The 23,013-nt window shown below is 73.1% G+C and carries 18 protein-coding genes; 7 read left to right on the plus strand and 11 right to left on the minus strand.

Annotation, left to right across the window (positions count from 1 at the left end; translation table 11 throughout):
* Positions 1–146 precede the first annotated feature (146 nt).
* Positions 147–1,454 carry a TetR/AcrR family transcriptional regulator gene (locus tag LO772_RS20875; protein ID WP_231773549.1) on the plus strand — a complete coding sequence of 436 codons (1,308 nt, stop codon included), beginning with the start codon at positions 147–149 and terminating at the stop codon, positions 1,452–1,454.
* Between the two features lie 93 nt (positions 1,455–1,547).
* Here LO772_RS20875 and LO772_RS20880 read toward each other — a convergent pair whose 3' ends face one another.
* A complete protein-coding gene (locus tag LO772_RS20880) occupies positions 1,548–2,081 on the minus strand; it encodes an alkyl hydroperoxide reductase (protein ID WP_231773550.1) in 534 nt (177 codons plus the stop codon).
* 3 nt (positions 2,082–2,084) lie between these two features.
* Positions 2,085–2,636, minus strand: coding sequence for a peroxiredoxin (locus LO772_RS20885; RefSeq protein WP_231773551.1), 552 nt, complete (start codon positions 2,634–2,636; stop codon positions 2,085–2,087).
* A 139-nt stretch (positions 2,637–2,775) separates the two neighbouring features.
* On the opposite strand from LO772_RS20885, the gene LO772_RS20890 reads away from it, so the two are divergent.
* Entirely contained in the window at positions 2,776–3,813 is a 1,038-nt protein-coding gene (locus LO772_RS20890; protein ID WP_231773552.1) for a LysR substrate-binding domain-containing protein, read from the plus strand.
* Here the strand turns inward: LO772_RS20890 and LO772_RS20895 are convergent.
* The 5 genes from LO772_RS20895 to LO772_RS20915 form a co-directional block, all read right to left on the minus strand.
* Complete coding sequence (locus tag LO772_RS20895) at positions 3,722–4,393, minus strand: DUF402 domain-containing protein (protein ID WP_231773553.1); 672 nt, start codon at positions 4,391–4,393, stop codon at positions 3,722–3,724. The two genes, LO772_RS20890 and LO772_RS20895, sit on opposite strands and share 92 nt — an antisense overlap.
* Positions 4,394–4,580: 187 nt before the next feature.
* On the minus strand, positions 4,581–5,993 hold the full coding sequence (locus LO772_RS20900) for a class II fumarate hydratase (protein WP_231773554.1): 1,413 nt from the start codon (positions 5,991–5,993) through the stop codon (positions 4,581–4,583).
* A 98-nt stretch (positions 5,994–6,091) separates the two neighbouring features.
* Entirely contained in the window at positions 6,092–6,850 is a 759-nt protein-coding gene (locus tag LO772_RS20905; protein WP_231773555.1) for a LutC/YkgG family protein, read from the minus strand.
* Positions 6,847–8,211 (minus strand): LUD domain-containing protein, encoded by a 1,365-nt coding sequence (locus LO772_RS20910; protein WP_231773556.1) that lies wholly within the window; start codon positions 8,209–8,211, stop codon positions 6,847–6,849. Before LO772_RS20910 ends, LO772_RS20905 begins: the two co-directional genes overlap by 4 nt.
* Positions 8,208–9,047: a (Fe-S)-binding protein gene (locus LO772_RS20915; RefSeq protein WP_231773557.1), complete on the minus strand. Its 840-nt coding sequence runs from the start codon at positions 9,045–9,047 to the stop codon at positions 8,208–8,210. Before LO772_RS20915 ends, LO772_RS20910 begins: the two co-directional genes overlap by 4 nt.
* Positions 9,048–9,151: 104 nt before the next feature.
* Here LO772_RS20915 and LO772_RS20920 point away from each other — a divergent pair, with 104 nt between their 5' ends.
* Both LO772_RS20920 and LO772_RS20925 read left to right on the plus strand, forming a co-directional pair.
* Positions 9,152–11,959, plus strand: coding sequence for an alpha/beta fold hydrolase (locus LO772_RS20920; protein WP_231773558.1), 2,808 nt, complete (start codon positions 9,152–9,154; stop codon positions 11,957–11,959).
* On the plus strand, positions 11,956–12,846 hold the full coding sequence (locus LO772_RS20925; RefSeq protein WP_231773559.1) for an ABC transporter permease: 891 nt from the start codon (positions 11,956–11,958) through the stop codon (positions 12,844–12,846). Before LO772_RS20920 ends, LO772_RS20925 begins: the two co-directional genes overlap by 4 nt.
* A gap of 75 nt (positions 12,847–12,921) precedes the next feature.
* Here LO772_RS20925 and LO772_RS20930 read toward each other — a convergent pair whose 3' ends face one another.
* Together LO772_RS20930 and LO772_RS20935 are read right to left on the minus strand one after the other, a co-directional pair.
* A complete protein-coding gene (locus LO772_RS20930) occupies positions 12,922–13,233 on the minus strand; it encodes a hypothetical protein (protein ID WP_231773560.1) in 312 nt (103 codons plus the stop codon).
* Positions 13,234–13,421: 188 nt separating this feature from the next.
* Positions 13,422–15,098 (minus strand): fumarate hydratase, encoded by a 1,677-nt coding sequence (locus tag LO772_RS20935; protein ID WP_443089295.1) that lies wholly within the window; start codon positions 15,096–15,098, stop codon positions 13,422–13,424.
* A 240-nt stretch (positions 15,099–15,338) separates the two neighbouring features.
* Between LO772_RS20935 and pdxR the strand changes: the two genes are divergently transcribed.
* The 3 genes from pdxR (at position 15,339) to LO772_RS20950 (ending at position 18,770) form a co-directional block, all read left to right on the plus strand.
* Positions 15,339–16,742 carry a MocR-like pyridoxine biosynthesis transcription factor PdxR gene (gene pdxR, locus LO772_RS20940; protein WP_231773562.1) on the plus strand — a complete coding sequence of 468 codons (1,404 nt, stop codon included), beginning with the start codon at positions 15,339–15,341 and terminating at the stop codon, positions 16,740–16,742.
* A gap of 400 nt (positions 16,743–17,142) precedes the next feature.
* Positions 17,143–18,027, plus strand: a complete 885-nt coding sequence (locus LO772_RS20945) for a DUF1707 SHOCT-like domain-containing protein (protein WP_231773563.1) — start codon at positions 17,143–17,145, stop codon at positions 18,025–18,027.
* A 398-nt stretch (positions 18,028–18,425) separates the two neighbouring features.
* The gene (locus LO772_RS20950; RefSeq protein WP_231773564.1) at positions 18,426–18,770 is read left to right on the plus strand and encodes a WhiB family transcriptional regulator; all 345 of its coding nucleotides are present in this window, start codon (positions 18,426–18,428) and stop codon (positions 18,768–18,770) included.
* A 267-nt stretch (positions 18,771–19,037) separates the two neighbouring features.
* Here LO772_RS20950 and LO772_RS20955 read toward each other — a convergent pair whose 3' ends face one another.
* Entirely contained in the window at positions 19,038–21,128 is a 2,091-nt protein-coding gene (locus LO772_RS20955) for an MFS transporter (protein WP_231773565.1), read from the minus strand.
* Positions 21,129–21,736: 608 nt separating this feature from the next.
* Complete coding sequence (glpX, locus tag LO772_RS20960; RefSeq protein ID WP_231773566.1) at positions 21,737–22,768, minus strand: class II fructose-bisphosphatase; 1,032 nt, start codon at positions 22,766–22,768, stop codon at positions 21,737–21,739.
* Positions 22,769–23,013: the final 245 nt, after the last annotated feature.

The following is a 23,013-nucleotide window of genomic DNA, read 5'->3' on the forward strand; positions in this document are numbered from 1 at the left end:
GTGGCGGAGCGGACAAGAGCGGGGGCGCACCGGGAGTGCGGTCACGGCGCGCACGCGGGGCCATCGTGCGTCACAGCGCCCGAAGTTCGCCGGAAAGCGCGGTGCCCGCGGTGGCTTGACGAGCGCACCCACTTACTCTTCCTGGTGTGAACAGCGAGGGGGAGAACGGCCGGATGCGTACGCAGGCCCGGCCCGTCGACCGCCGTTCCGAAATCCTGCGGCACGCGTGCGCGCTCTTCGCGCGGCAGGGATACGGCGGTACGACGGTCCGTCAGATCGCGGAAGCCGCACAGCTGTTGTCCGGCAGCCTCTACCACCACTTTCCGTCGAAGGAGGCGATGCTCCTCGACATCCTGGAGGAGTACTTCGCCGAGACGGTGGTCCGGAACCGCACCGCACTCGACGGCGCGGAGGACGCGGTCGCCGCGCTGCGCGGGCTGATCCGGGCCAGCCTGACCGTCATCGCCCACAACCCCGACGCCGCCGTGGTGGTCGTGGGGGAGTGCCGCCGGCTGGCTTTGTCCGACGAGCGCTTCCGCTGGCTCGCCGAGCGCACGGCGCAGAACAACACGGTGTGGCACACGGTGATCGCCGAGGGGGTGCGGACCGGCCTGCTGCGCTCGGATCTGGAGACGGAGACCATCGGGTACTTCGTGCAGACCTCGGTCTGGGCGATGGCCCAGTGGTACCGCACGCACGGCCGCTACGACCCGGACGAGGCGTCCGGGCTGCTGGTCGAGCTGTTCGTGCGGGGGATCGCGGAGCCGCACGCGTACCGCCGGGGCGACCTGCGCGGCATACTCCGCGACGCGGCGCCGGTGCAGTGGCCCGCCGGTGCGTCCGCCGCTCTCGGGAACGCGGCGGGCCGTCCGGCGCGGTCGGCGGACGGTGCGGACCCCCGGGCGCGTATCGGGCAGGCCGCGGGCCTGCTGTTCGCCCGCCAGGGGTACGCGGTGACCACGACGCGGCAGATCGCCGAACTCGCCGGTGTGCCGGTCGGCAGCCTCGCCCACCACATCGGCAGCAAGGAGCGCCTGCTCGGGGACATGCTGGCGGGCTTCTTCGAGGAGTTGCTCGCGGCGTTCGGACGCGACGAGGCGGTCGGCCGGGGGCCGTCCCTGCGGATGGCCGGCCTGGTGGCGCGGACCGTCGAGGGTTTGGCGGAGCACGGCGTCGCGTCGGTCCTGCTGCTCAACGAGGCCACCGCGGACGACGTGCCGAAGGCGGAGATCAGCAGGCTGCTCGGGGACGTCGAGGGGGTGTGGACGCGGGTGCTCGCCGACGGCATGCGGGACGGGGACTTCCGGGCGGGGCTCGACGCGGCGTTCGTGCAGCGCGTCGCGCGGACGGCGCTCTCGACGAGCAGCGTCGCGTACCCCGGTATGGAGGTGCGGCACCTCACGGCGCTCTACCAGGAGGTTCTTCTGGGCGGGATCGGCGCGCGGCCCGAGTGAGCCGCGGCGGCCCCGGGCGGCGTACGCGGAACGGGCGGTACGGGGACCTTTCGGGTCCCGTACCGCCCGCCGTTGTGCGTACCTCGTCCGGGGTCAGTCGTGGAGCTGCGCCTCGGACTCCAGGGTCGCGCCGACCGCGTTGAGCACCGCGGCGATCTTGATCGCCTCCTGGATGGTCTCGCGCGAGACGCCTTCCTTGCGGAGGACCTGCTCGTGCGATTCCAGGCAGCGCCCGCAGCCGTTGATCGCCGACACGGCGAGCGACCACAGCTCGAAGTCGGACTTCGGGGCGCCGGGGTTGGCCATGACGTTCATGCGGAGCCCGGCACGCAGGTTGCCGTACTCGGGGTCGCCGATGAGGTGCATGGCCCGGTAGTACACGTTGTTCATCGCCATGATGGCCGCGGCGGCCTTGGCGGCGGTGAACGCCTCGTCGGAGAGGTGGGTCTTCGCCTCCGGCTCCAGCTCACGCAGCACCTTCGGGCTGCGCGACGCGATCGCGCAGGCCAGCACGGTGCCCCAGAGCGTCTGCTCGGGGAGCTTGGAGTTGCCGACGACCGAACCCAGGTTGAGCTTGAGGTCCTTGGCGAACTCCGGGAGCTCGGCCTTCAGGACGTCCAGGCCCACGGGTCAGCCCGCCATCAGGGCGGCGGCGTCCAGCGTCTCGGCGCCCTTCTGCCAGTTGCAGGGGCACAGCTCGTCGGTCTGGAGCGCGTCGAGCACCCGCAGGACCTCGTCGGGGTTGCGGCCGACCGAGCCGGCGGTCACCATGACGAACTGGATCTCGTTGTTGGGGTCGATGATGAAGACCGCGCGGTCCGCGACACCGTCGGCGTTGAGCACGCCGGCGGCCGAGGCCAGCTCGCGCTTGAGGTCGCTCAGCATCGGGAAGGGCAGGTCGCGCAGGTCCGGGTGGTCCTTGCGCCACGCGAAGTGCACGAACTCCGAGTCGGTGGAGACGCCCAGGACCTGCGCGTCACGGTCGGCGAAGTCCTCGTTGAGGCGGCCGAACGCGGCGATCTCCGTCGGACACACGAAGGTGAAGTCCTTCGGCCAGAAGAAGACGACGCGCCACTTGCCCTCGTACGACTTGTTGGTGATCTGCTCGAACGCCTTGTCGGCGTCGAGGGACACGCACGCCGTGAGGTCGTACTCGGGGAACTGGTTACCGACAGTAAGCACAGGTGCTCCTCCGCATAGTGCCCGGCCGGCCCGTTCGGCCGCCCGGTCGGACGTACGCGGATCAAGCTGCCATGTTTTCATTGATCAGGGAAATAGCTTCTGACTGATCATTTGATAGGGAGTAGTTATCAGTACGCGCATGCCGACGGTCTCGCAGCTCAGGGCCTTCGCCGCGGTGGCCGAGCACCTGCACTTCCGCGACGCCGCGGCCGTCGTGGGGACGAGCCAGCCCGCCCTGTCCAGTGCGGTCGCCGCGCTGGAGGAGAGCCTGGGAACACAGCTGGTGGAACGTACCACGCGGCGTGTCCTCTTGACTCCGGCCGGCGAAAGGGTCGCCCGGCATGCACGCAGAGTGCTCGACGCGCTCGACGACCTCATGGACGAGGCCGAGGCCGCGCGGCGGCCCTTCACCGGCCCGCTGCACCTGGGGGTCATCCCGACCGTCGCTCCGTACGTGCTGCCGACGCTGCTGCGGCTGGCGCGCGACACCTACCCCGAGCTGGAGTTGTTCGTCCACGAGGAGCAGACCAACTCCCTTCTGGACGGCCTGACGTCGGGGCGCCTCGACCTGCTCGTGCTCGCCCTCCCGGCGGACGTCGCGGGCGTCGAGGAAATACCGCTCTACGACGAGGACTTCACGCTCATCGTGCCGGAGGACGACACCCTCGCCGGCCGAGCCGACCTCCCCCGCACGGCACTGCGCGACCTCGACGTCCTGCTGCTCGACGAGGGCCACTGCCTGCGCGACCAGGCGCTCGACGTCTGCCGCGAGGTGGGCGCGTCGGAGGCGGGCGCGACCCGCGCCGCGAGCCTGCCGACGCTGGTGCAACTGGTCGCGGGCGGCCTCGGCGTCACGCTCCTCCCGGAAACCGCCATAACCGTCGAGACCCGGCCGGGCTCGCAGCTCGCCGTCGCCCGCTTCGCGGAACCGGCGCCCCGGCGCCGCATCGGCATGGTGATGCGCGCGAGCACGGGACGCCGCGAGGAGTTCGGGGAGTTGGCCGCGTCCCTGCGAAGCGCGGTGGCGGGGCTGCCGGTTCGGGTCGTGGAGGACCCGGCGCCACGTCGGTCGGAGGACGGCTGGCTCAACCGGTTCCTTCCCGCCGGTCCCAGTCCGCGGGCAACTCCGGCAGCGGCCAGGCCGGGTCGGGGCGGAAAGCCGGCCAGTCCTCGTTGAACGGCGGGCCCCACGCGCGCACGGCCTCGACCGCACGGTGGCCGTAGGAGTAGATCTCCGCGACGTCGGCGTCGTCGAACCGCCCGGCGTCGCGGGACGCCGCGAGTTCGTCCTCGTCCTTGAAGTGCCAGCGGCGGTCGGGGGAGACCCAGACGTCGAGGACGAGGTCCTCGGTGTCGACGCCGCCCGCCCAGCGCTCGCGCGGGCGTTCGAGGTTGATGTACCAGCCGTTGAACCGCCACTCGGGCGACCAGAACAGCCACACCGACCACGGTTCACCCGGGCGGGCGATCATGAGGACGCCGTTGCCGGTCCACGCCTCCACCGCCGGGACGCGGCCGAGGCGGAAGCGCTGGTCCAGCGGCGCCGAACGGATGTCCGAACCGTCCGGGAGGACCGGTCGGACGCGCCGGGTGCCGCCCGCGAGCCACACCGCGAGCTGGTCGGGGTCGTCGCGGACGACGGTGACCGGGCGGCAGTCGAGCACGTGCCCCTGCCGGAGATAGCGCCACAGGATCCGGTCTCCGGGGGACCACGGCTCCGGCGGTCGGATCCGGCGGGTATCGGTCGCCTCTGTCATCGGGCACCTCCGGGCGGGCGGTCGGCTGCGCGGCCCGCGCCCTCGCCGGCGGCGACAGCGAGCAGGCCAACCCCGGATGCTACGGCGGAATGCGGCGCCGCGGGGGGTTCGGGGAGTGTGCGGGGCCGACGGGGGCCTTGTCGTTCGTCACGTTTGCGTGCGGCGACGCGGGGACGGCCGGGCCCGTTCACGGGCGCGTCATGCGGAGCACGTCGAGGGCCTCGTCCAGCTGGCGTTCGGTCAGGCGGCCGGCCTCGACGTGGCCGCGCTCGACGACGATGTCGCGGATCGTGCGCTGTTCGGCCAGTGCCTGCTTGGCGATCCGCGCGGACTCCTCGTACCCGAGGTACTTGTTGAGCGGGGTGACGATCGACGGGGAGCTCTCCGCGTTCTCGCGCAGGCGGGCGACGTCCGCGGTGACGCCGGCGACCGTCCGGTCCGCCAGGACCCGGGAGACCGCCGCGAGGAGGCGGATCGACTCCAGGACGTTGCGGGCCATCACCGGCATCATCACGTTGAGTTCGAAGTTGCCCGCCGCGCCGCCGAACGCCACGGCCGCGTCGTTGCCGACGACCTGGGCGACGACCTGGCCGACCGCCTCGGGCACCACCGGGTTGACCTTGCCCGGCATGATCGAGCTGCCCGGCTGGAGGTCGGGCAGGCGGATCTCGGCCAGGCCGGTGCGCGGGCCCGAGCCCATCCAGCGCAGGTCGTTGGCGATCTTGTTGAGGCCGACCGCGATGGTGCGCAACTGGCCCGACAGCTCGACGAGTCCGTCCCGTGCGCCCTGGGCCTCGAAGTGGTCGCGGGCCTCCGTGAACGGAAGCCCGGTGTCCGCGGCGAGCGCGGCGACGACGCGGGCGGAGAAGCCGCGCGGGGTGTTGATGCCGGTGCCGACCGCCGTTCCGCCCAACGGGAGTTCGGTGACGCGCGGGAGCGTCGCCTCCAGGCGCTCGACGCCGTACCGGACCTGTGCCGCGTACCCGCCGAACTCCTGGCCGAGCGTGACCGGCGTCGCGTCCATCAGGTGGGTGCGGCCGGACTTGACGACGTCGGCGAAGTCCGCGGCCTTGTGGCCCAGGGCGCCCGAGAGGTGGACGAGTGCGGGGATCAGGCCGTGCACGACCGCGCCGGCCGCCGCGATGTGGATCGAGGAGGGGAACGTGTCGTTCGACGACTGCGAGGCGTTGACGTGGTCGTTCGGGTGGACGTCGCGGCCGAGGCGTTCACCGGCGAGCGTCGCGAGGACCTCGTTCATGTTCATGTTGGACGACGTGCCCGAGCCGGTCTGGAAGACGTCGACGGGGAACTGGTCGTCCCAGCGCCCCTCGACGACCTCGGCGGCGGCCTCCCGGACGGCCGCCGCGATCTCCGCGTCCAGGACGCCCATTTCGGCGTTCACCAGCGCGGCAGCCGCCTTGATGCGGGCCAGCGCCGCGATGTGCGCGTGCTCCAGGGTGCCGCCCGAGATCGGGAAGTTCTCCACCGCCCGCTGCGTCTGGGCGCGCCACTTGGCGTGCGCCGGCACGCGGACCTCGCCCATCGAGTCGTGCTCGACGCGGTGGGGTTCCCGCGCGGCGTTCGGGTCGGCGTCGTTCATCGGTGCCTCCAAGCTCGTGGCGGTACGTCCTGCTCCCGGCGGCCCCTTGTTGCCACAACTCCGGGCCCGGTACCGCTGTTCCCCGGGCGCGGCGGACCTCAGCCCAGCAGCAGCACGTGCAGTGTGCGGGGGCCGGGGGCGCTCTCCTCCGTGGGGGCCGGTGCGGTCGGGCGCCCGCTGATCCACGTCTGCGGGCGGCGCGGGTCGAGCCGGGCGACGGCCTCCGGCACCGTCCCGACGATCTGCTCGGCGCGGACGACGCACAGGTGGTAGCCGGGCAGGAGGGACAGCATCCGGCGGCCCTGGTAGCGTCCGCCGTCCAGCACGATGGTCCCGGTCTCGGCGATCGCCAGGGCGCAGCCGGTCACCGCGCCGTCCGCCCGGTCGCGTGGGCGGTCCGTCAGCTGCCGTTCCTCGCCGACCAGTTCGGCCCCGGCGGCGGTCAGCCAGGTGAGCCTGTGGTCGGGAGGCGCGGCCAGGCGGCGCACTCCGGCGCGGCGCAGTAACGCGGCCGTCGTCCGCACCATCGTGAACGCGTCGGCCCGTGCCACCAGCGTCCGGAAGTCCGTGACCCGTTCCGCGAACATGGCGATCAGGTCCGTGCCCTGGCCGTGCAGGCGGCGGTAACCCCGGTCCACGGCGACGGGTTCCGGCGGGCCGCCGTCCGCGAGCGCGTCGCGGAGCCGGTCCATGATCGCGGCCTTCGCGTCGGTCGGTAGCCCCGGCGGGCGGTGCGGCAGTTCGGCGCGGCCGGGGGTGGCGGTGTGCGGGCCGGGGCCGGTGAGGTCGATGTGTTCGAGGGCGGTGTGCGAGGCGTGCGTGTCGGGGAGGTCGTGCGGGGCGCCGGAGGTGGTCATGGCTCCTCCCGGGGGGTCGCGGACGGGCCTTCCGCGGTCTCGTCGTCGGTGTCGCCCGGCACCTCGTCGCGCGAACCGCCTTCGTCCAGACCGCCGTTGGTGCGCTTGAACCACGTGCGGAAGGACTCCGGGGGCGGCGCCGGCGCGTCGCGGCCGTCGGTCCACCGGGCGAGCGGCCCGGCGAGCACGTGCGGCATGCGGGCGATCACGTGTCGGCCCAACGCGGCGGCGTGCTGGGCGAGTCCGAGCCGCCACGGCTCGGCGAGGCCCCACCGGGCGGCGCTCATCGCGGCCTTCTCGCGATGCCGTGCCGGGCCGCGCCCGAGGTCGGTGAGCTGGGCGCGCTGGTGGGCGAGGACGGCGGGGATGTCGATGCGCACCGGGCAGGCCTCGAAGCACGCGCCGCACAGCGTCGACGCGTACGGCAGCGACGCCGTCTGGGCGTCCACATCGTGCCGGTTCACCCCGCGCAGCTGCGGGGCGAGGATGGCGCCGATCGGGCCCGGGGGGACCGAGCCGTACGCCTGCCCGCCCACGCGCGTGTAGACCGGGCACACGTCCAGGCACGCGGAACAGCGGATGCAGCGCAGCGCCTGGCGTCCCATCCGGTCGGCCAGGACGTCGCTGCGCCCGTTGTCGAGCAGGATGAGGTGGAAGCCGCGCGGGCCGTCGTCGTCGGTCACGCCGGTCCACAGCGAGACGTACGGGCTCATGCGCTCGCCGGTCGACGCGCGCGGCAGCAGGTGCAGGAAGACCTCCAGGTCGCGCCACGCCGGGAGGACCTGTTCGAGGCCGAGCACCGTGACGAGGACATCGGGGAGGGTCACCGACCGGAGCCCGTTCTCGTCGGCGTCGACGGCGCACACCGTCCCGGTCTCGGCGATGGCGAAGTCGGCGCCCCGGACGGTGAGTCCGGCGTTCGCCGCGGCGGTGGCGCGCACGCGGATCCCGGCGTCGGCGAGCGCGTCGTCAAGGCCGGTCTCGCGGGTCGTCGCCGCGGGGACCCCGACGACCTCGGCGGCGGCGTGTTCGCGGGCGATGCGGATCACCAGGGCGTTCGCCTCGTCCGCGTCGCGGGCCCAGTGCACCGTGCCGCCCGCGGCGACGACCGAGCCCTCCAGTTCCTCAAGGTGGTCGGGGAGCCGGGCGATGACGTCGTCCTTGATCACGGCCCCGGCGCGGCGCAGCTTCTCCCAGACGAACGGCGGCAGCTCGTCGACGGCTTCGGCGCGCCGGGAGCGCGACGTCCGGGAGGTGTCGCGCAGTTCGGCGCGCAGCCGGCGGTCGGCGAGCGCGTGGTGGGCGGCCTCGGGGAACGGCGGCATTCCGAGGAAGGCGGGTTCGCGGCGTACGGCCGTCATCGCGGGACCCCCTCGCGCGGTCGGTCCGGGGCGGGGTGGACCGGATCGAGGGACGCGTGGGCCGGGTCGCCCGGCGGATATGCCGCGAGTTCCGGGTGCGGTGCGGTGGCGGCGAGGATGTCGGCGAGGTGCAGCACGCGTACGCCGCCGTGCCGCCGCGACAGGAGCCCGCCGATGTGCGCGAGGCACGAGTTGTCGTCGGCACACAGCACCTGCGCCCCCGTCCGCATGACGGCCGCCGCCTTGTCGGCGCCGATCGCCGTCGACGTCTCGGCGTTCTTGAGCGCGAACGCGCCGCCGAAGCCGCAGCATTCGCTCGCGTCCGGCAACTCCGCCAGGCGCAGTCCGCGCACCTTGCGCAGCAGCCGCAGCGGCCGGTCGCCGACGCCCAGCACGCGGGCGGAGTGGCAGGTCGGGTGGTAGGTGACGGTGTGCGGGAAGAACGCCCCGACGTCCTCGACGCCGAGCACGTCGACCAGGAACTCGCTCAGCTCGAACACGCGCGGTGCCACCGCGTCGACGCGCTCCCGGAAGGCGTCGGCGCGCTTGTCGCGCGCGTCCCGCGCCAGCAGCGGGTGCCGGCCGCGCACCATCGCGGCACACGAGGCCGACGGGGTGACGACGGCGTCGTACGGGGCGAAGGCGGTCGCGAAGGCGCGGGCGAGAGGCGCGGCGTCGCGCCGGTAGCCGGAGTCGAAGTGCATCCGGCCGCAGCACGTCTGCTCGTACGGGAACGCGACGTCGTGGCCGAGCCGACGCAGCAGCCGCACGACGGATTTCCCGGTCTCGGGAAACAGCGTGTCGTTGAAGCAGGTGAGAAAAAGGGCGATCCGCACAAGTCACCTCCGCAGTCGAGACTAAGCGTGGGCGCGCGAGTGTGCCCGGTCACGGGCGGGCCCGGCCGTCCTGCGCCCGCGCGCGTACGCCGTAGTGTCAGCGCATGACGTGGAGGACGGCGCTCACCCGCCGCTTGCCCGGATCGCGCCGGGCCCGGGTCGTGACCGTCGTCGTGGCGGCACTCGCGGTGCTCGCGCTCGGGGCCGTCGCGCTCGCCTCGGGCGACGGCGACGGCGGGTCATCCGTGCGGAGCAGCGACGAGCGCGTGTCCGTGGCCGCGGCGCCGGGCTCGGCCGAGCGCATCCAGCTCGACACCACCGTGTTCTGGCCGGACACCGGCGAGCCCGCCCCGGCGGTGCTGCTCGGGCACGGCTTCGGCGGCAGCAAGGCGACCGTGCGCTCCGACGCCGCGGACCTCGCGCGGCGCGGCTTCGTGGTGATGACGTGGTCCGCGCGCGGTTTCGGCTCGTCGGGCGGGCTGATCGCCCTCGACCAGCCGGATTACGAGGTCGCCGACGCCCGTGCGCTCGTCGACTGGCTCGCCGCCCGGCCCGAGGTCAGGCTCGACGGGCCCGGCGACCCGCGTGTCGGTGCGGCGGGGGCGTCGTACGGCGGTGCCCTCGCGCTGCTGCTCGCCGCCTACGACGCGCGCGTCGACGCGGTCGCCTCGCAGTGGACGTGGCACGACCTCGCCGACGCGCTGCTGCCCAACGCGACCGGGGCCGGACCGGATGCGGGAGTGTTCAAGAAGATGTGGGCCGGGGTGTTCTTCTCCGCCGGGGCGACCTCGATCGCGTCGTCGACGGCGGGCGGCGGTCCGGCGGCCGTGCCGGGGGACACGGCGTCGGTGTGCGGCCGGTTCGCCCCCGAGGTGTGTGCGGTCTACGACGAGGTCGCGCGGACCGGACGGGCGACGCCGCAGGCCGTCGAGCTGCTGCGGCGGGCGAGCCCCGGCCCGGTGGCGGACCGCATCCGCGTCCCCACGCTGCTGATCCAGGGCCAGAACGACTCGCTGTTCCCGCTCGCCGAGGCGGACCGCACCGCGCGGGCCGTCACCCGCAACGGCTTCCCGGTCGAGGTCGCGTGGACGTCGGGCGGCCACGACGGCGGCTCGCCCCAGACGGCGCGGGTGCGCGACAGGACGGCGGCGTGGTTCGACCGGTGGATCGCCTCCGACACGGGGGTGGCGGAGACCCGGCAGCGCCGCGCGGGCACGGAGTCCGAGCCGGCCCCGGCCGGGCCGTTCTCCGTCACGCGGCTCGGCGGCGTGGACACGTCGACGCGCGAGCAGGTCGTCCGCGTCGCGAGCGGGCCGGTGTATCCCGGGATCGACGGGAGCCGGCGGACCGAGGTCGGGCTGACCGGGCCGGAGCAGACCGTCGTGAACCCGCCGGGCGGCTCGCCGCCGTCGATGTCGTCGCTGCCCGGGCTCGGATTGCTGGGCACCCTGGGCCAACTGGGTGATGCGGCGACCGCGACCGGGGGCTTCTCGCTCGACATGCCGGGGCAGAGCGCCTTCTTCACCAGCGAGCCGCTGGACCGGCCGGTGCGGGTGACCGGTGCGTCGTCGGTCCGGGTGCGGGTCTCGGGCGCCGACGACATCGTGCTGTTCGCGAAGCTGTACGACGTCGACCCGTCCGGCGGCGCGGCCCTGCCGTACCAACTCGCGGCGCCGCTGCGGGTGGTGGGTGCGCGCGACGGGCGCGACGTCGAGATCCGGCTGCCCGCGATCGACCGCGAGATCGACAGCCGGCACCGGCTGCGGCTCGTCCTCACGGCCACCGACCTCGGCTACGCGACGCCGGAGGAGCCCGCCGCGTACCGGGTCGCCGTGACCGGGCCGCTTGTCGTGCCCTCGGTGCCCGGGTTGAAGCCGCAACCGCCCGGCTACCCGTGGTGGACGTGGGGGCTGCCCGCCGCGGCGGTTGCCGCCGGCGCGGTGATCGTCGTGACCGGGCGCCGTCGCGCGGCGGCCCGTGCGCCGCGTGCCGACCTCGCCGACGTGCCGTTGCGGATCTCGGGTCTGACGAAGCGTTACAAGGGCGGCAAACTCGCCGTCGACGATCTGTCGTTCGAGGTCGAGCGCGGCCGGGTGCTCGGGCTGCTCGGCCCCAACGGCGCGGGGAAGACCACGACGCTGCGCATGCTCATGGGGTTGATCCACCCCGACGAGGGCGAGATCCGCATCTTCGGCCACGCGGTCACCCCGGGCGCGCCGGTGCTGTCGCGGCTCGGGTCGTTCGTCGAAGGGCCGGGCTTCCTGCCGCACCTGTCCGGGCGCGACAACCTGGAGCTGTACTGGCGGGCGACCGGCCGCCCCGCCGAGGACGCGCACGTCGACGAGGCACTCGACATCGCGGGGCTCGGCGAGGCGCTGGACCGCGCGGTCCGCACCTACTCGCAGGGCATGCGGCAGCGCCTCGCGATCGCGCAGGCCATGCTCGGCCTGCCCGACCTGCTGGTGTTGGACGAGCCGACGAACGGGCTCGACCCGCCGCAGATCCGGGCGATGCGGGATGTTCTGGTCAGGTATGCCACCGGTGACGGGGTGGGCCGAACCGTCGTCGTCTCCAGCCACCTGCTCGCCGAGGTGGAGCAGACCTGTACGCACGTGGTCGTCATGCACCGGGGCCGCCTGGTCGCGTCCGGCCCGGTGGCCGCCATCACCGGCGACGGCAACTCCCTCGCCGTCGGGACGCCCGACCCGGACCGGGCCGTCGACGTGCTCGCGTCCCTGCCGGGCATCGTGACGGTCACGCCGGAGGGCGACGGGGTCCTCGTGCACCTCGCGGGCGCGGAGGCGTCGGCGGTGGTCGCGGAACTGGTCGGCGCCGGGGTGCCCGTCGACCGGGTCGTCGCCAAGCGCCGCTTGGAAGACGTGTTCCTCACGCTGATCGGAGACGGGCAGTGAGCGGCTCGCGTACGCCTCCACCGGCTTCCGCCCCGGACGAGGCGGCACCCACCCGTGCCGCGGGCTACCGCCCCCGCCGCACCCTCCCGTTCCGCGTCGAGGCCCTGCGCCAACTGCGGCGCCGCCGGACGCTGGTGATGCTCGGGCTGCTCGCCGCGGTGCCGTGGGTGCTGGTCATCGCGTTCCAGGTCGGCGGCGACCCGCAGCGCGACGCGGTGCCGACGCTGGTCGACGTCGCCACCCGAAGCGCGCTGAACCTCACGGCGTTCGCGCTCTTCGTCTCGACGGGTTTCCTGCTGGTCGTCGCGGTCGCGCTGTTCTGCGGCGACACGGTGGCGAGCGAGGCTAGTTGGTCGTCGTTGCGCTACCTGCTCGCCGCTCCCGTCCCCCGAGCGCGGTTGCTGCGCGTCAAGTTGGCGGTGTCCCTGGCCTACAGTGCCGTCGCGATGGTCCTGCTCCCGGCGATGGCCCTGCTCGCGGGCGTGGTCGCGTTCGGCTGGGGCCCGCTCGAGATCCCGACCGGCGGCTCGGTGCCGGCGGGGGAGGCGATGCGGCGCATGGCGGTCGTCGTCGCGTACGCGATGGTCTCCCAACTCGTCGTCGCCGCCTTCGCGTTCTGGCTGTCGACGGTCACCGACGCCCCGCTCGGCGCGGTCGGCGGGGCGGTGGGCCTGGTGGTCGTCTCCACTATCGTGGACGCCGTCACCGCACTCGGCGTCTGGCGCGAAATCCTCCCCACCCACTGGCAGTTCGCGTGGGTGGACGCGCTGCAGACGGACATGGAGTGGGAGGGAATGGTCAAGGGCTCGGCGATTTCGGTCACGTACGCCCTGATCTTCGTCGCCCTGGCCTTCCGCCATTTCGAGCGCAAGGACATCGTGTCGTAGCCGATTTCCCACCTACCCGTTCGGCCTCGGCGACTGGTTCCGCGTCGGCGGACCGTCCACGTCGGCCTCGGTGAGCTACGCGGCGGAAGGCCCCGTGGTCACGGCGCGGAGCCCCGTCGACGGCTCGCTGTGGACGGCGGTGTCCATGGTCGGGGACGCGCCGTGGACGCGGATCGGCGGCCCCGCGGCGGACTTCGCCGCCGCGGCGGGCCGGACCGGCGACTTCATGGTCGTCGCGCGGAACCCGGCGAGCGGCGGCCTGTGGATCACGCCGTACAACCACAGCCAGGCCGGAGCATGGACGCCGCAGCCGTGGTTCGACCTCGGGCTGCCCGCACACAGCTCACTCCCCGGCGTCTTCGTACACCCCGCAGGCGGAGCGACCATGGCAACCGTCACCCCCGACGGCACACTCCGGATCCGCACCTGCACCCCCCAATGGACCTGCGGCACACCACCCCCCCTGACCACCCGGCGCCACCCACGGGCAGCGGCAACCCCAGGGGACCCGCCCCCACGTATTCCTTCAGCACGGGCGGCGGGGAGTGCGACGGGGCCGCAGCCGTCGGCGCGGGTCAGTTCTGCCGGACGGGGATTTCTCGGATTACTGTTTGGGTGGGTTCGAGTTGGTTGAAGAAGTCGTTGCCCTTGTCGTCGACGACGATGAAGGCGGGGAAGTCTTCGACCTGGATTTTCCAGACGGCTTCCATGCCGAGTTCGGGGTATTCGATGACCTCGACGGACTTGATGCAGTCCTGGGCGAGGCGGGCGGCCGGGCCGCCGATGGAGCCGAGGTAGAAGCCGCCGTGTTTGTCGCAGGCGTCGGTGACCTGCTGGGAGCGGTTGCCCTTGGCGAGCATGACGAAGGAGCCGCCGGCGGCCTGGAATTGCTCGACGTAGGAGTCCATGCGTCCGGCGGTGGTGGGGCCGAAGGAGCCGGAGGCGTAGCCCTCGGGGGTCTTGGCCGGGCCGGCGTAGTAGACGGCGTGGTCGCGGAGGTACTGGGGCATCTCCTCGCCCGCGTCCAGGCGCTCCTTGATCTTGGCGTGCGCGATGTCGCGTGCGACGACGACCGGGCCGGTGAGCGAAAGGCGGGTCTTGACCGGGTACTTCGACAGCTCGGCGCGGATCTCGGACATGGGCCGGTTGAGGTCGACCTGGACGACGTCGTCCGAGAGGTCGTCGTGGGTGGTGTCGGGGAGGTACTTCGCCGGGTCGGTCTCGAGCTGTTCGAGGAAGACGCCCTCGGGGGTGATCTTGGCCAGCGCCTGGCGGTCGGCGCTGCACGAGACGGCGATCGCGACGGGGAGCGACGCGCCGTGCCGCGGCAGGCGGATCACGCGGACGTCGTGGCAGAAGTATTTGCCGCCGAACTGGGCGCCGATGCCGAGGTCTTGCGTGAGTTTGAGGATCTCGGCCTCGAGGTCGTGGTCGCGGAAGCCGTTGCCGAGCGGCGAGCCGGCGGTCGGCAGCGTGTCGAGGTAGCGCGCGGAGGCGTACTTGGCGGTCTTGAGCGCGAATTCGGCGCTCGTACCGCCGATCACGATCGCGAGGTGGTACGGCGGGCACGCGGCGGTGCCGAGCGAACGGATCTTGCCGTCCAGGAACTTCAGCATCGCGGCCGGGTTCAGGATCGCCTTGGTCTCCTGGTACAGGTACGACTTGTTGGCGCTGCCGCCGCCCTTCGCCATGAAGAGGAATTTGTACGCGTCACCGGCCGTCGCGTACAGCTCGACCTGCGCGGGCAGGTTGTTCCCCGTGTTCTTCTCGTCCCACATCGTCAGCGGCGCCATCTGCGAGTAGCGCAGATTCAGCTCGGTGTAGGCGTTGCGGATACCGCGCGAGATGTGCTCCTCGTCGCGGCCGTCGGTCAGAACGTGCTGGCCGCGCTTGCCCATCACGATCGCCGTGCCCGTGTCCTGGCACATCGGCAGCACGCCGCCCGCCGCGATGTTGGCGTTCTTCAGCAGGTCGAGCGCGACGAAGCGGTCGTTGGGCGAGGCCTCGGGGTCGTCCAGGATCCGGGCGACCTGCGCGAGGTGCCCCGGCCGCAGCAGGTGCGCGATGTCGCGCATCGCCTCGCGGGCGAGCAGGGTCATGGCCTCGGGCTCGACCTGGAGGAAGCGGCGGCCACCGGCCTCGAACGTCGAGACGCCCTCGCCGGTCACCAGGCGGTACTCCGTGGTGTCCGTACCCAGCGGGAGCAGATCCGTGTACGAGAAGTCATTGCTGTCGGCGGGGGCCATGGCCATCCTCGGTCGGCGGAGACAGGGCGTCCACCAGCGTAGAACGCGGGGCTCGCCGCGTTGAGGTGAGGTTGCGCTCACCTCGCCGACCTTCGAAAATCCGTGCGACAGGGCCCGTGCGGATGCCGCGAACGTCACACGCCTTGATGCGACCGCGCCGCCCCGGGTTACGTTGAGACGCGCCGGTGGGCTCGGCGGGCGAGGCCACCGCGCGGAGCGCGCGGAGAGTCGGAGAGGAGGCCGCGCATGGGAGACCTGCTCGTCGGCATCGACCGCGCGAAGGGCAGCGTCGGGGCGCAGATCACCGCCGGGCTGCGCGACGCCGTGCGCACCGGCCGCCTCGCCCCCGGCGACCGGCTCCCGTCGAGCCGCACCCTCGCGGCCGACCTGGGGGTCTCGCGCGGCATGGTCGTCGAGGCGTACGAACAACTCGTCGCCGAGGGCTATTTGACGAGCCGTCACGGCTCCGGCACGCGGGTGGCGGACATCCCCGAGCGTCGCGCGCCCGGCGGGCCCGAGGTGCCGCGCGACGATGACGACGGCTCCGCGCTGCCGTACGACCTCAAGCCCGGCACCTCCGACATGTCGGCCTTCCCGCGGGCCGCGTGGCTCGCCGCGACCCGGCACGCGCTGGCGACCGTGCCGCACAGCCGCCTCTCGTACGGCGACCCGGGCGGCGTGCCCGAGCTGCGCACCGCGATCGCCGCTTATCTCGGCCGGGTCCGCGCGGCCATCGCGTCGCCCGACCGCATCGTCGTCGTCGGCGGTGTGGCGCAGGGCGTCGCGCTGATCGTCCAGGCGCTGGCGACGCGCGGGCACACGCTGCTCGCGATCGAGAACCCGTCGAGTGCCACACAGCGCGGACTGCTCCGCAGCAACGGCCTGCCGGTCGTCGCGGTGCCGGTGGACGGCGACGGCCTCGACGTCGACGCGCTCGCGCGCACCGGCGCCCGCGCGGTGCTCGTCACCCCCGCGCACCAGTACCCGACCGGCGTCGTGCTGTCGCCCGAGCGCCGCGCGCAACTGACCTCGTGGGCGCGCGACGTCGACGGGCTCGTCATCGAGGACGACTACGACGCCGAGTTCCGCTACGACCGCGACCCCGTCGGCTGCCTGCAGGGCCTGGACCCGGACCGCGTCGTGCACCTCGGCTCCACGAGCAAGGCCCTCGCCCCCGGCATGCGGCTGGGCTGGGCGGTGGTGCCGCACACGTGGCTGGAGCAGGTGCGCGAGCTCAAGCAGTACGCGGACCTCGGCTCGGCGGTCATCAACCAGTTCGCGTTCGTTCGGCTGCTGGAGACCGGCGGGTACGACCGCCACCTGCGGGCGATGCGGCTGCGCTACCGCTCGCGCCGCGACGCGGTGGCCGACGCGTTCGCGGAGTTCCTGCCCGAGGTACGGCTCGACGGGATCCGCGCCGGGCTGCACCTGTACGCGGAACTCCCGCCCGGCTGCCGCGAGGAGGCGGTGGTCAAGGCCGCCGCGGCACGGGGCGTGCGGGTCGAGCCCGTCGGCCCGCTGCGCGAGCCGGGCCACGAGGCCACACCCGCCGTCGTGCTGGGGTACGCGTCACTCGGCGAGGACCGGCTGCGCGAGGCGGTGGCACTGCTGGCGGAGGCGTGCCGGGAGGTGGGGACGGGCGGGGCCTGACCGCGGGGCGGTCGGCCGCGCGGGGGAGGGGTGCCGGGGGGTGCCGGGACGTCGGGTGGTCGGAGCCTGAGCGGGGCGGTCGGCCGCGCGGGAGAGGGGCGCGGCGTGCCAGGTGTGGGCGGCGGCGTGCCGGGCGGGCCGCGCCTGAGCGGGGCTCGGTCGGCGGCCGAACCGGGTGCCGTGCCCGTGGCCGGTCGTCCGCGCGACGAAGTGCCGAGCGGGCCCAGCCTGACCGTGCCGGGTCGGCGGCCCGACCGGGTGCCGTGCCCGTGCCCGGTCGTGTGCGCCCCGGTGCTCCGGCCCGGTGGCCGCCCGCGCTCCGTCCCGTCCCCGATCGGGTCGGTGGCGGATCGGCTCGCGACTGATCCGTACGGCCCCCGGGGCGGCTAAGGTCGTCTGCGTGGAGCAGCCTGCGGAGAGTGCTGAGACCCCGGTTCCGGACGGGCCCGAGGGGGCGTCCGGCGTGTCCGACACCGCCGTCGCCGGCGGCGTTCCGGACCCTCCCGGCCCCCGCCGCGCCCCGGAGGCCGCGCGGGAAGGCACCGGCGACACCGCGCCCGCGCCGGTCCCCCCGCCCGCGCCCGCTCCCGCCGTGCCGCCGCCCGCCCCGGCTCGCCCGCCCGCCCCCGTCCCCGGGATTCCGACCGGGCCGGTCGCGCCCGCCGACATGCGCGCGTCCGACGCGGACCGCGACCGGGTCGCCCAAGTGCTGCGCACCGCCTTCGAAGAGGGCCGCATCACGATCGACGAGCACACCGAGCGCATCGAGGCGCTGTACTCCGCCAAGACCATGGGCGCACTCGAACCCCTGACCTTCGACCTGCCGGGGAGCCCGCGCCCGGCCCCGCCGAAGCCGCCCGGCACCCCCGAGCCGGCCTCGCACTCGCCATATCGGCCGTTGCCGCCGGGCGCCGCACCGACCGAAACGCCTTCCGTCGTGGCGGTGTTCGGCGGCGCCGAGCGCAAGGGGCCGGGCCGCATCGGCCGGAAGCTCCGGGCCGCCGCGGTGTTCGGGGGCATCGAGATCGATCTGTCGGAGGCCACGTTCGACGAGCCGGTGCTGATCGTCAACGTGGTGAGTGTGTTCGGCGGCGTCGAGGTGCGGGTGCCGGAAGGCGTCACGGTCCGCGGTCACGGCGCCGGCGTCTTCGGAGGCTTCTCCGTGCACCAGCACGTCGCGGACGATCCCGACGCGCCCGTGGTCGTCGTCCGCGGCGCCGCGGTGTTCGGCGGCGTCGACGTGCGGCGGAAGAGGCCGAAGCCGAGGAAGTCACCGGATATCTGACGTCTCGTCAGGAGAACGGGACGGGCCGCGCGCCGACCCCGGCGGTCGCCGCGCGTGGCAGGTGACCACTTCTGGTGATCACGGCCGCACGGTACGTTGTCACCCCCACCCGCGTTGCCCGCGCGGCGAGATCCGCCCATGCCGCCGACTTCCCGCCGTCCTGCCCGCCGCGCCAAGCGTCGGCCACGCATGCGGCCCGTGCGCCGCGAAACGCCGTGCGGAGCGCGTGCGGACGCCATGACGATTCGGTTGGAAAGAAGACTTAATCGGGCCATTTCCCGGACGTTTCCCGGGTGTTGCTTTCCCGTCAGTTGTCTCGCACGGGGGCATGCAACGGGATTTGGTCGGGTAGGCCGTGGGTGGGACGTACGACCCGCCCAGTTTGCGAGGAGACAAACGTGCCCGACTACAGCGATCCGCCTTCCGCGCACGACATCGTCGAACCGGACCAGCGCGCGTCCACCTGGATTCCGCCCGCGACCGGCGCCTGCCGTTCGGAAGACCTCTGGCTGTTCCTCGGGCGGCCCGAGGAACCCGCGGTCGTGCGGATGGCCCGCGAGGAGGACGCCAAGCGCATATGCGCGCGCTGCGCCGTCCTCCTCGAATGCCGGGACGCGGCGCTGGCCGACGCCACGGCCGCCCCGGAGATCACCGGGGTGCGCGGTGGTCTGACCCCCGAGGAACGCCGAGCGATCGCCCGGCGCCGGCGTCGCCGCGTCAGCCGGCGCGTGGCGGGCCGCTGACCGGCAGCCGCCGACCACCGGCGATCGGACAGCCCGGTTCGGCGCCCGCCGGGTACGCGGCGGAGCCGGACCCGTGACGCGGCCCGGGGCATGTGCGGGCCGCGTGCCGTCCGTTGCCGCGACGACGGGCACCCCGGAGCCGGGGCCGTGATCGCGAGTGGTTCGCGCGGATCGGCGGCCGCGCGGGGCGGATGCCGGGGCGGCGGGTACGCATCCGTGCCTTTCCCGCGCCCGGCGGCACGCCCCGGCTCAGCCGATCCGCGCGGCTCACGCCCCGCGCCTGGCGCCTTCCCGGACCAGCCGGTCGTGCGGGCAGTCCGTCGTCAGGCGTGCCAACTTGCCGAGCATTTCGGTGAGTTCGGCATGCTGCTCGGGTGACAGGTCGGCGATCACCTCGGCGAGCAGGGCGCGCCGCGCCTCGATCAGGCGTTCGACGATGCGCTGGCCCGACGCGGTGAGCACCAGCCGTCCTTCGGCGTCCGTCTCCGCGTGTCCCGCGTCGACCAGTTGGTCGGCGTACTTGCGTACCGACGCGATCGGTTCGTGGATCCTCCCGGCGAGCGCGGTGTCGGTGACCGGGCCGTAGCGGGCGAGCTGCACCAGCCCGAACGCGCACGGGACGGAGATGTCCACCTCGGCACGGCCGATCATGCGCTCGTACCGCGCCCAGCCGTTCTCCCGGTGCACCAGAAGCCCCATCGCCCGCTCGATCTCCTGCACCGAACTCCGCGCGGTGGTCTGGATGCTGTCGAAGGGGTCGGGCGTGTCCGTCGACTTGCGCAACGGGATCTCGCGGAGCAGCAGACTCAGCAGGAACCCCACGACGACCACCGCCGACGCGACCAGGAACACCGTCTGCAACGCCTGCGCGTACGCGTGCACGAACCCGTCGTGGGTCGCGGGCGGCAGCCGGTGCAGCGCGTCCGGGCTGGACGCGACCGTCTCGGGGTCGACGCCGGGCGGCAGTTGCAGCCCCGTCGGGCCCAACTTGTCGAGCTGCTCGCGCAGTTGCGTGTTGAAGATCGAGCCGAAGATCGCCGTGCCGAACGAGCCGCCGATCGACCGGAAGAACGTCGCACCCGAGGTCGCGACGCCCAGGTCGCGGTAGTCCACCGAGTTCTGCACCGCGAGCACGATGACCTGCATGACCAGGCCCAGACCGAGGCCGAAGACCAGCAGGGACAGCGAGGCCGCGAGTGTCGTCGTGTGCTCGTCCATGCGCGACAGCAGGAACATGCCGACGGCCATCACCGCGGTCCCCAGGACCGGGAACATCTTGTAGCGCCCCCACCGCGTGATCAGCCGGCCGCTGGTGATCGACGCGGTCAGCATGCCGACCATCATCGGCACCAGCCGCAGCCCGGACGCGGTCGGCGACGCGTCGTTGACGACCTGGAAGAACAGCGGCAGGAAGCTCAACGCGCCCAGCATCGCGAAGCCGACGACGAACCCGATCGCCGAGGCGGTACGGAAGATCGGCTGCGCGAACAACCGCAGCGGCAGGACCGGTTCGGCGGCCTTGTGCTCCACGGCGATGAAGCAGCCGAGCAGTACCGCCGCGGCGATCCCGAGACCCCAGATCTGCCCCGACATCCACGGGTACGTCGTCCCGCCGAACGTGGTGAGCAGCACCAGGCACGTGGTCGCGCCGGCCAGCAGCACGATGCCCAGGTAGTCGATCGTCGGGCGCGTGCGGATGTCCCGGGTGTGCAGCGAGGCCGAGGTCACCACCAGCGCGAGGAGGCCGATCGGCAGGTTGATGTAGAAGACCCAGCGCCACGACAGGTGGTCGACGAAGAACCCGCCCAGCAGCGGCCCCGCGATACTCGTCACCCCGAACACCGCGCCGAACAGACCCGTGTACCGGCCGCGTTCGCGCGGCGGCACGACGTCGCCCATGATCGCCTGCGACAGCACGATCAGCCCGCCGCCGCCCAGGCCCTGGAGCGCGCGGAACATGATGAGCTGCGGCATGTTCTGCGCGATGCCGCACAGCACCGACCCGATCAGGAAGATCACGATCGCCGCCTGGTACAGCGTCCGGCGCCCGATCAGGTCGCCGAGCTTGCCCCACAGCGGCGTGCTCACCGTCGACGCGAGCAGGTACGCGGTCACCACCCACGACAGGTGGTTGAGGCCGCCGAGGTCGCCGACGATGGTGGGCAGCGCGGTCGACACGATCGTCTGGTCGAGCGCCGCGACGAACATGCCGAGCATGAGGCCCGTGAAGATCAGCCAGAGCCGCCGGCCCTCGACGCCTTCGGGCGGCGGCTGCGTCGCCTCCGCACCGCCGGGCTCGGCCCCGGCACCGCCTCCGGTGCCGCTCTCGGACTGCGCGTGTCGGCCGCGAGGGGTCATACGTCCTCCTGGGGAGCCGAAGCGGGTCGGCGACCGCGATCGCCGACAACTTGTCAGCTATACCCGGAAAAGGAGAACAAAGCGGGCGGATTTGACGCACGCCGTGAACGTGGCGGTGCCGCGGGTTCCGTGCGGGGTTGGGGTGCGGGGGGTGTGTGGGTGGGGGCGGGTGTCGTGTGTGGCGGTGCCGCGGGTTCCGTGCGGGGTTGGGGTGCGGGGGGTGTGTGGGTGGGGGTGGGTGTCGTGTGTGGCGGTGCCGCGGGTTCCGCGCGGTTGGGGTGCGGGGGGTGTGTGGGTGCGGGTGGGTGTCGTGCGTGGGGGTGCCGCGGGTTCCGTGCGGGGTTGGGGTGCGGGGGTGTGTGGGTGGGGGTGGGTGGGGGTGTGGGTTTTCGGTGTGGGTCTCGTGCGAGGTGGTGCCGCGCGGCTCAGGGGGGACGCGTCATCGGGCGGCGGCTCCGGTCGGAGTCGCGGCGGGCGGGCCCCAGCCTTGCGCACGCGGGCGTGCGTGCCCCCGCCCGCACGGCGAACGGGCGGGCGAGGCTCGTGTCGGCGGCGTTCGGTGGTGCCGCTCGGCGTCCTCGCCCGCCCGTTCGCGGGTCCCGTTCGTCCTACCGTGCGCGCTCGAAGTCGATGGTGCTGTACGCCCGCAGCTTCTCCAGGCGGTGGACGCTGTCGATGTTGCGGATCGTGCCGCTCTTCGACCGCATGACCAGCGACGACGTCAGGGCGGTGCTGGAGCGGTAGCGGACCCCGCGCAGCAGTTCCCCGTCGGTGATGCCGGTCGCGACGAAGAAGACGTTGTCGCCGGAGACCAGGTCGTCCGTCAGCAGCACGCGGTTCAGGTCGTGGCCCGCGTCGATCGCCTTCTGGCGCTCGGCGTCGTCCTTCGGCCACAGGCGGCCCTGGATCACGCCGCCCATGCACTTGATGGCCGCGGCGGCGATGATGCCCTCCGGGGTGCCGCCGATGCCGAGAAGGAGGTCGACGCCGGTGCCGTCCTTGGCGGCCATGATGGCGCCGGCCACGTCGCCGTCGGTGATGAACTTGATCCGCGCGCCCGCCTCGCGGATCTCCTTGACGATCGCGTCGTGGCGCGGCCGGTCCAGGATGCAGACCGTGACGTCCTCGGGGGCGGAGCGCTTGGCCTTCGCGACGCGCCGGATGTTCTCGCCGACGGGTGCGGTGAGGTCGACGACGTCGGCGGCCTCGGGGCCGGTGACGAGCTTTTCCATGTAGAAGACGGCGGACGGGTCGTACATCGAGCCGCGCTCGGCGACCGCCATGACCGCGACGGCGTTGTTCATGCCCTTCGCGGTGAGCGTCGTGCCGTCGACCGGGTCGACCGCGACATCGCATTCGGGGCCGGAGCCGTCGCCGACCCGTTCCCCGTTGAACAGCATCGGCGCGTCGTCTTTCTCGCCTTCGCCGATCACCACGACACCGTTCATCGACACGGTGTGGATGAGCGTGCGCATGGCCTTGACCGCCGCGCCGTCGGCACCGTTCTTGTCACCCCGGCCGACCCAGCGCCCGGCCGCCATCGCGGCGGCCTCGGTGACGCGGACGAGTTCGAGGGCGAGGTTCCGGTCCGGAGCCTCGGGATCGACGACGAGCTGCGGCGGTACGGACTGGTCCGTCATGGTGGCGGGCCTTTCCAGTCGGGGAATCGCATCCGGGACCTTGAGGGTGCCCTGATCCCCGGTGACCGTACTCGTCCTCCTCGGTGCGGGCGGCGGCGCTGTCAGGCAACGCAGCTGACACCAGGACGACGCGGCCCCGGGCCCGGAAGATTCCAACGGGATTGCCCCGATGCTATCGGCACCGACCGGTATCGGCGCAGGTAGGGCCCGACCCGTGCGTCGTTTCGGGGTGTTTGCGGCTGTTC

Origin of the sequence: Yinghuangia sp. ASG 101 (assembly GCF_021165735.1) — a bacterium.
In the GTDB taxonomy this organism is placed as follows: Bacteria; Actinomycetota; Actinomycetes; order Streptomycetales; family Streptomycetaceae; genus Yinghuangia.

Coding starts and splice junctions, on each gene's coding strand:
- LO772_RS20930 (WP_231773560.1), bottom strand. CDS start 13,233: ATGGTCGCTCCGCCTGCGGGGTGTACGAAGACGCCGGGGAGTGAGCTG.
- glpX (WP_231773566.1), bottom strand. CDS start 22,768: ATGACGGACCAGTCCGTACCGCCGCAGCTCGTCGTCGATCCCGAGGCT.
- LO772_RS20895 (WP_231773553.1), bottom strand. CDS start 4,393: ATGACAGAGGCGACCGATACCCGCCGGATCCGACCGCCGGAGCCGTGG.
- LO772_RS20920 (WP_231773558.1), top strand. CDS start 9,152: ATGACGTGGAGGACGGCGCTCACCCGCCGCTTGCCCGGATCGCGCCGG.
- LO772_RS20935 (WP_443089295.1), bottom strand. CDS start 15,098: ATGGCCATGGCCCCCGCCGACAGCAATGACTTCTCGTACACGGATCTG.
- LO772_RS20890 (WP_231773552.1), top strand. CDS start 2,776: ATGCCGACGGTCTCGCAGCTCAGGGCCTTCGCCGCGGTGGCCGAGCAC.
- LO772_RS20905 (WP_231773555.1), bottom strand. CDS start 6,850: ATGACCACCTCCGGCGCCCCGCACGACCTCCCCGACACGCACGCCTCG.
- pdxR (WP_231773562.1), top strand. CDS start 15,339: ATGGGAGACCTGCTCGTCGGCATCGACCGCGCGAAGGGCAGCGTCGGG.
- LO772_RS20910 (WP_231773556.1), bottom strand. CDS start 8,211: ATGACGGCCGTACGCCGCGAACCCGCCTTCCTCGGAATGCCGCCGTTC.
- LO772_RS20900 (WP_231773554.1), bottom strand. CDS start 5,993: ATGAACGACGCCGACCCGAACGCCGCGCGGGAACCCCACCGCGTCGAG.
- LO772_RS20955 (WP_231773565.1), bottom strand. CDS start 21,128: ATGACCCCTCGCGGCCGACACGCGCAGTCCGAGAGCGGCACCGGAGGC.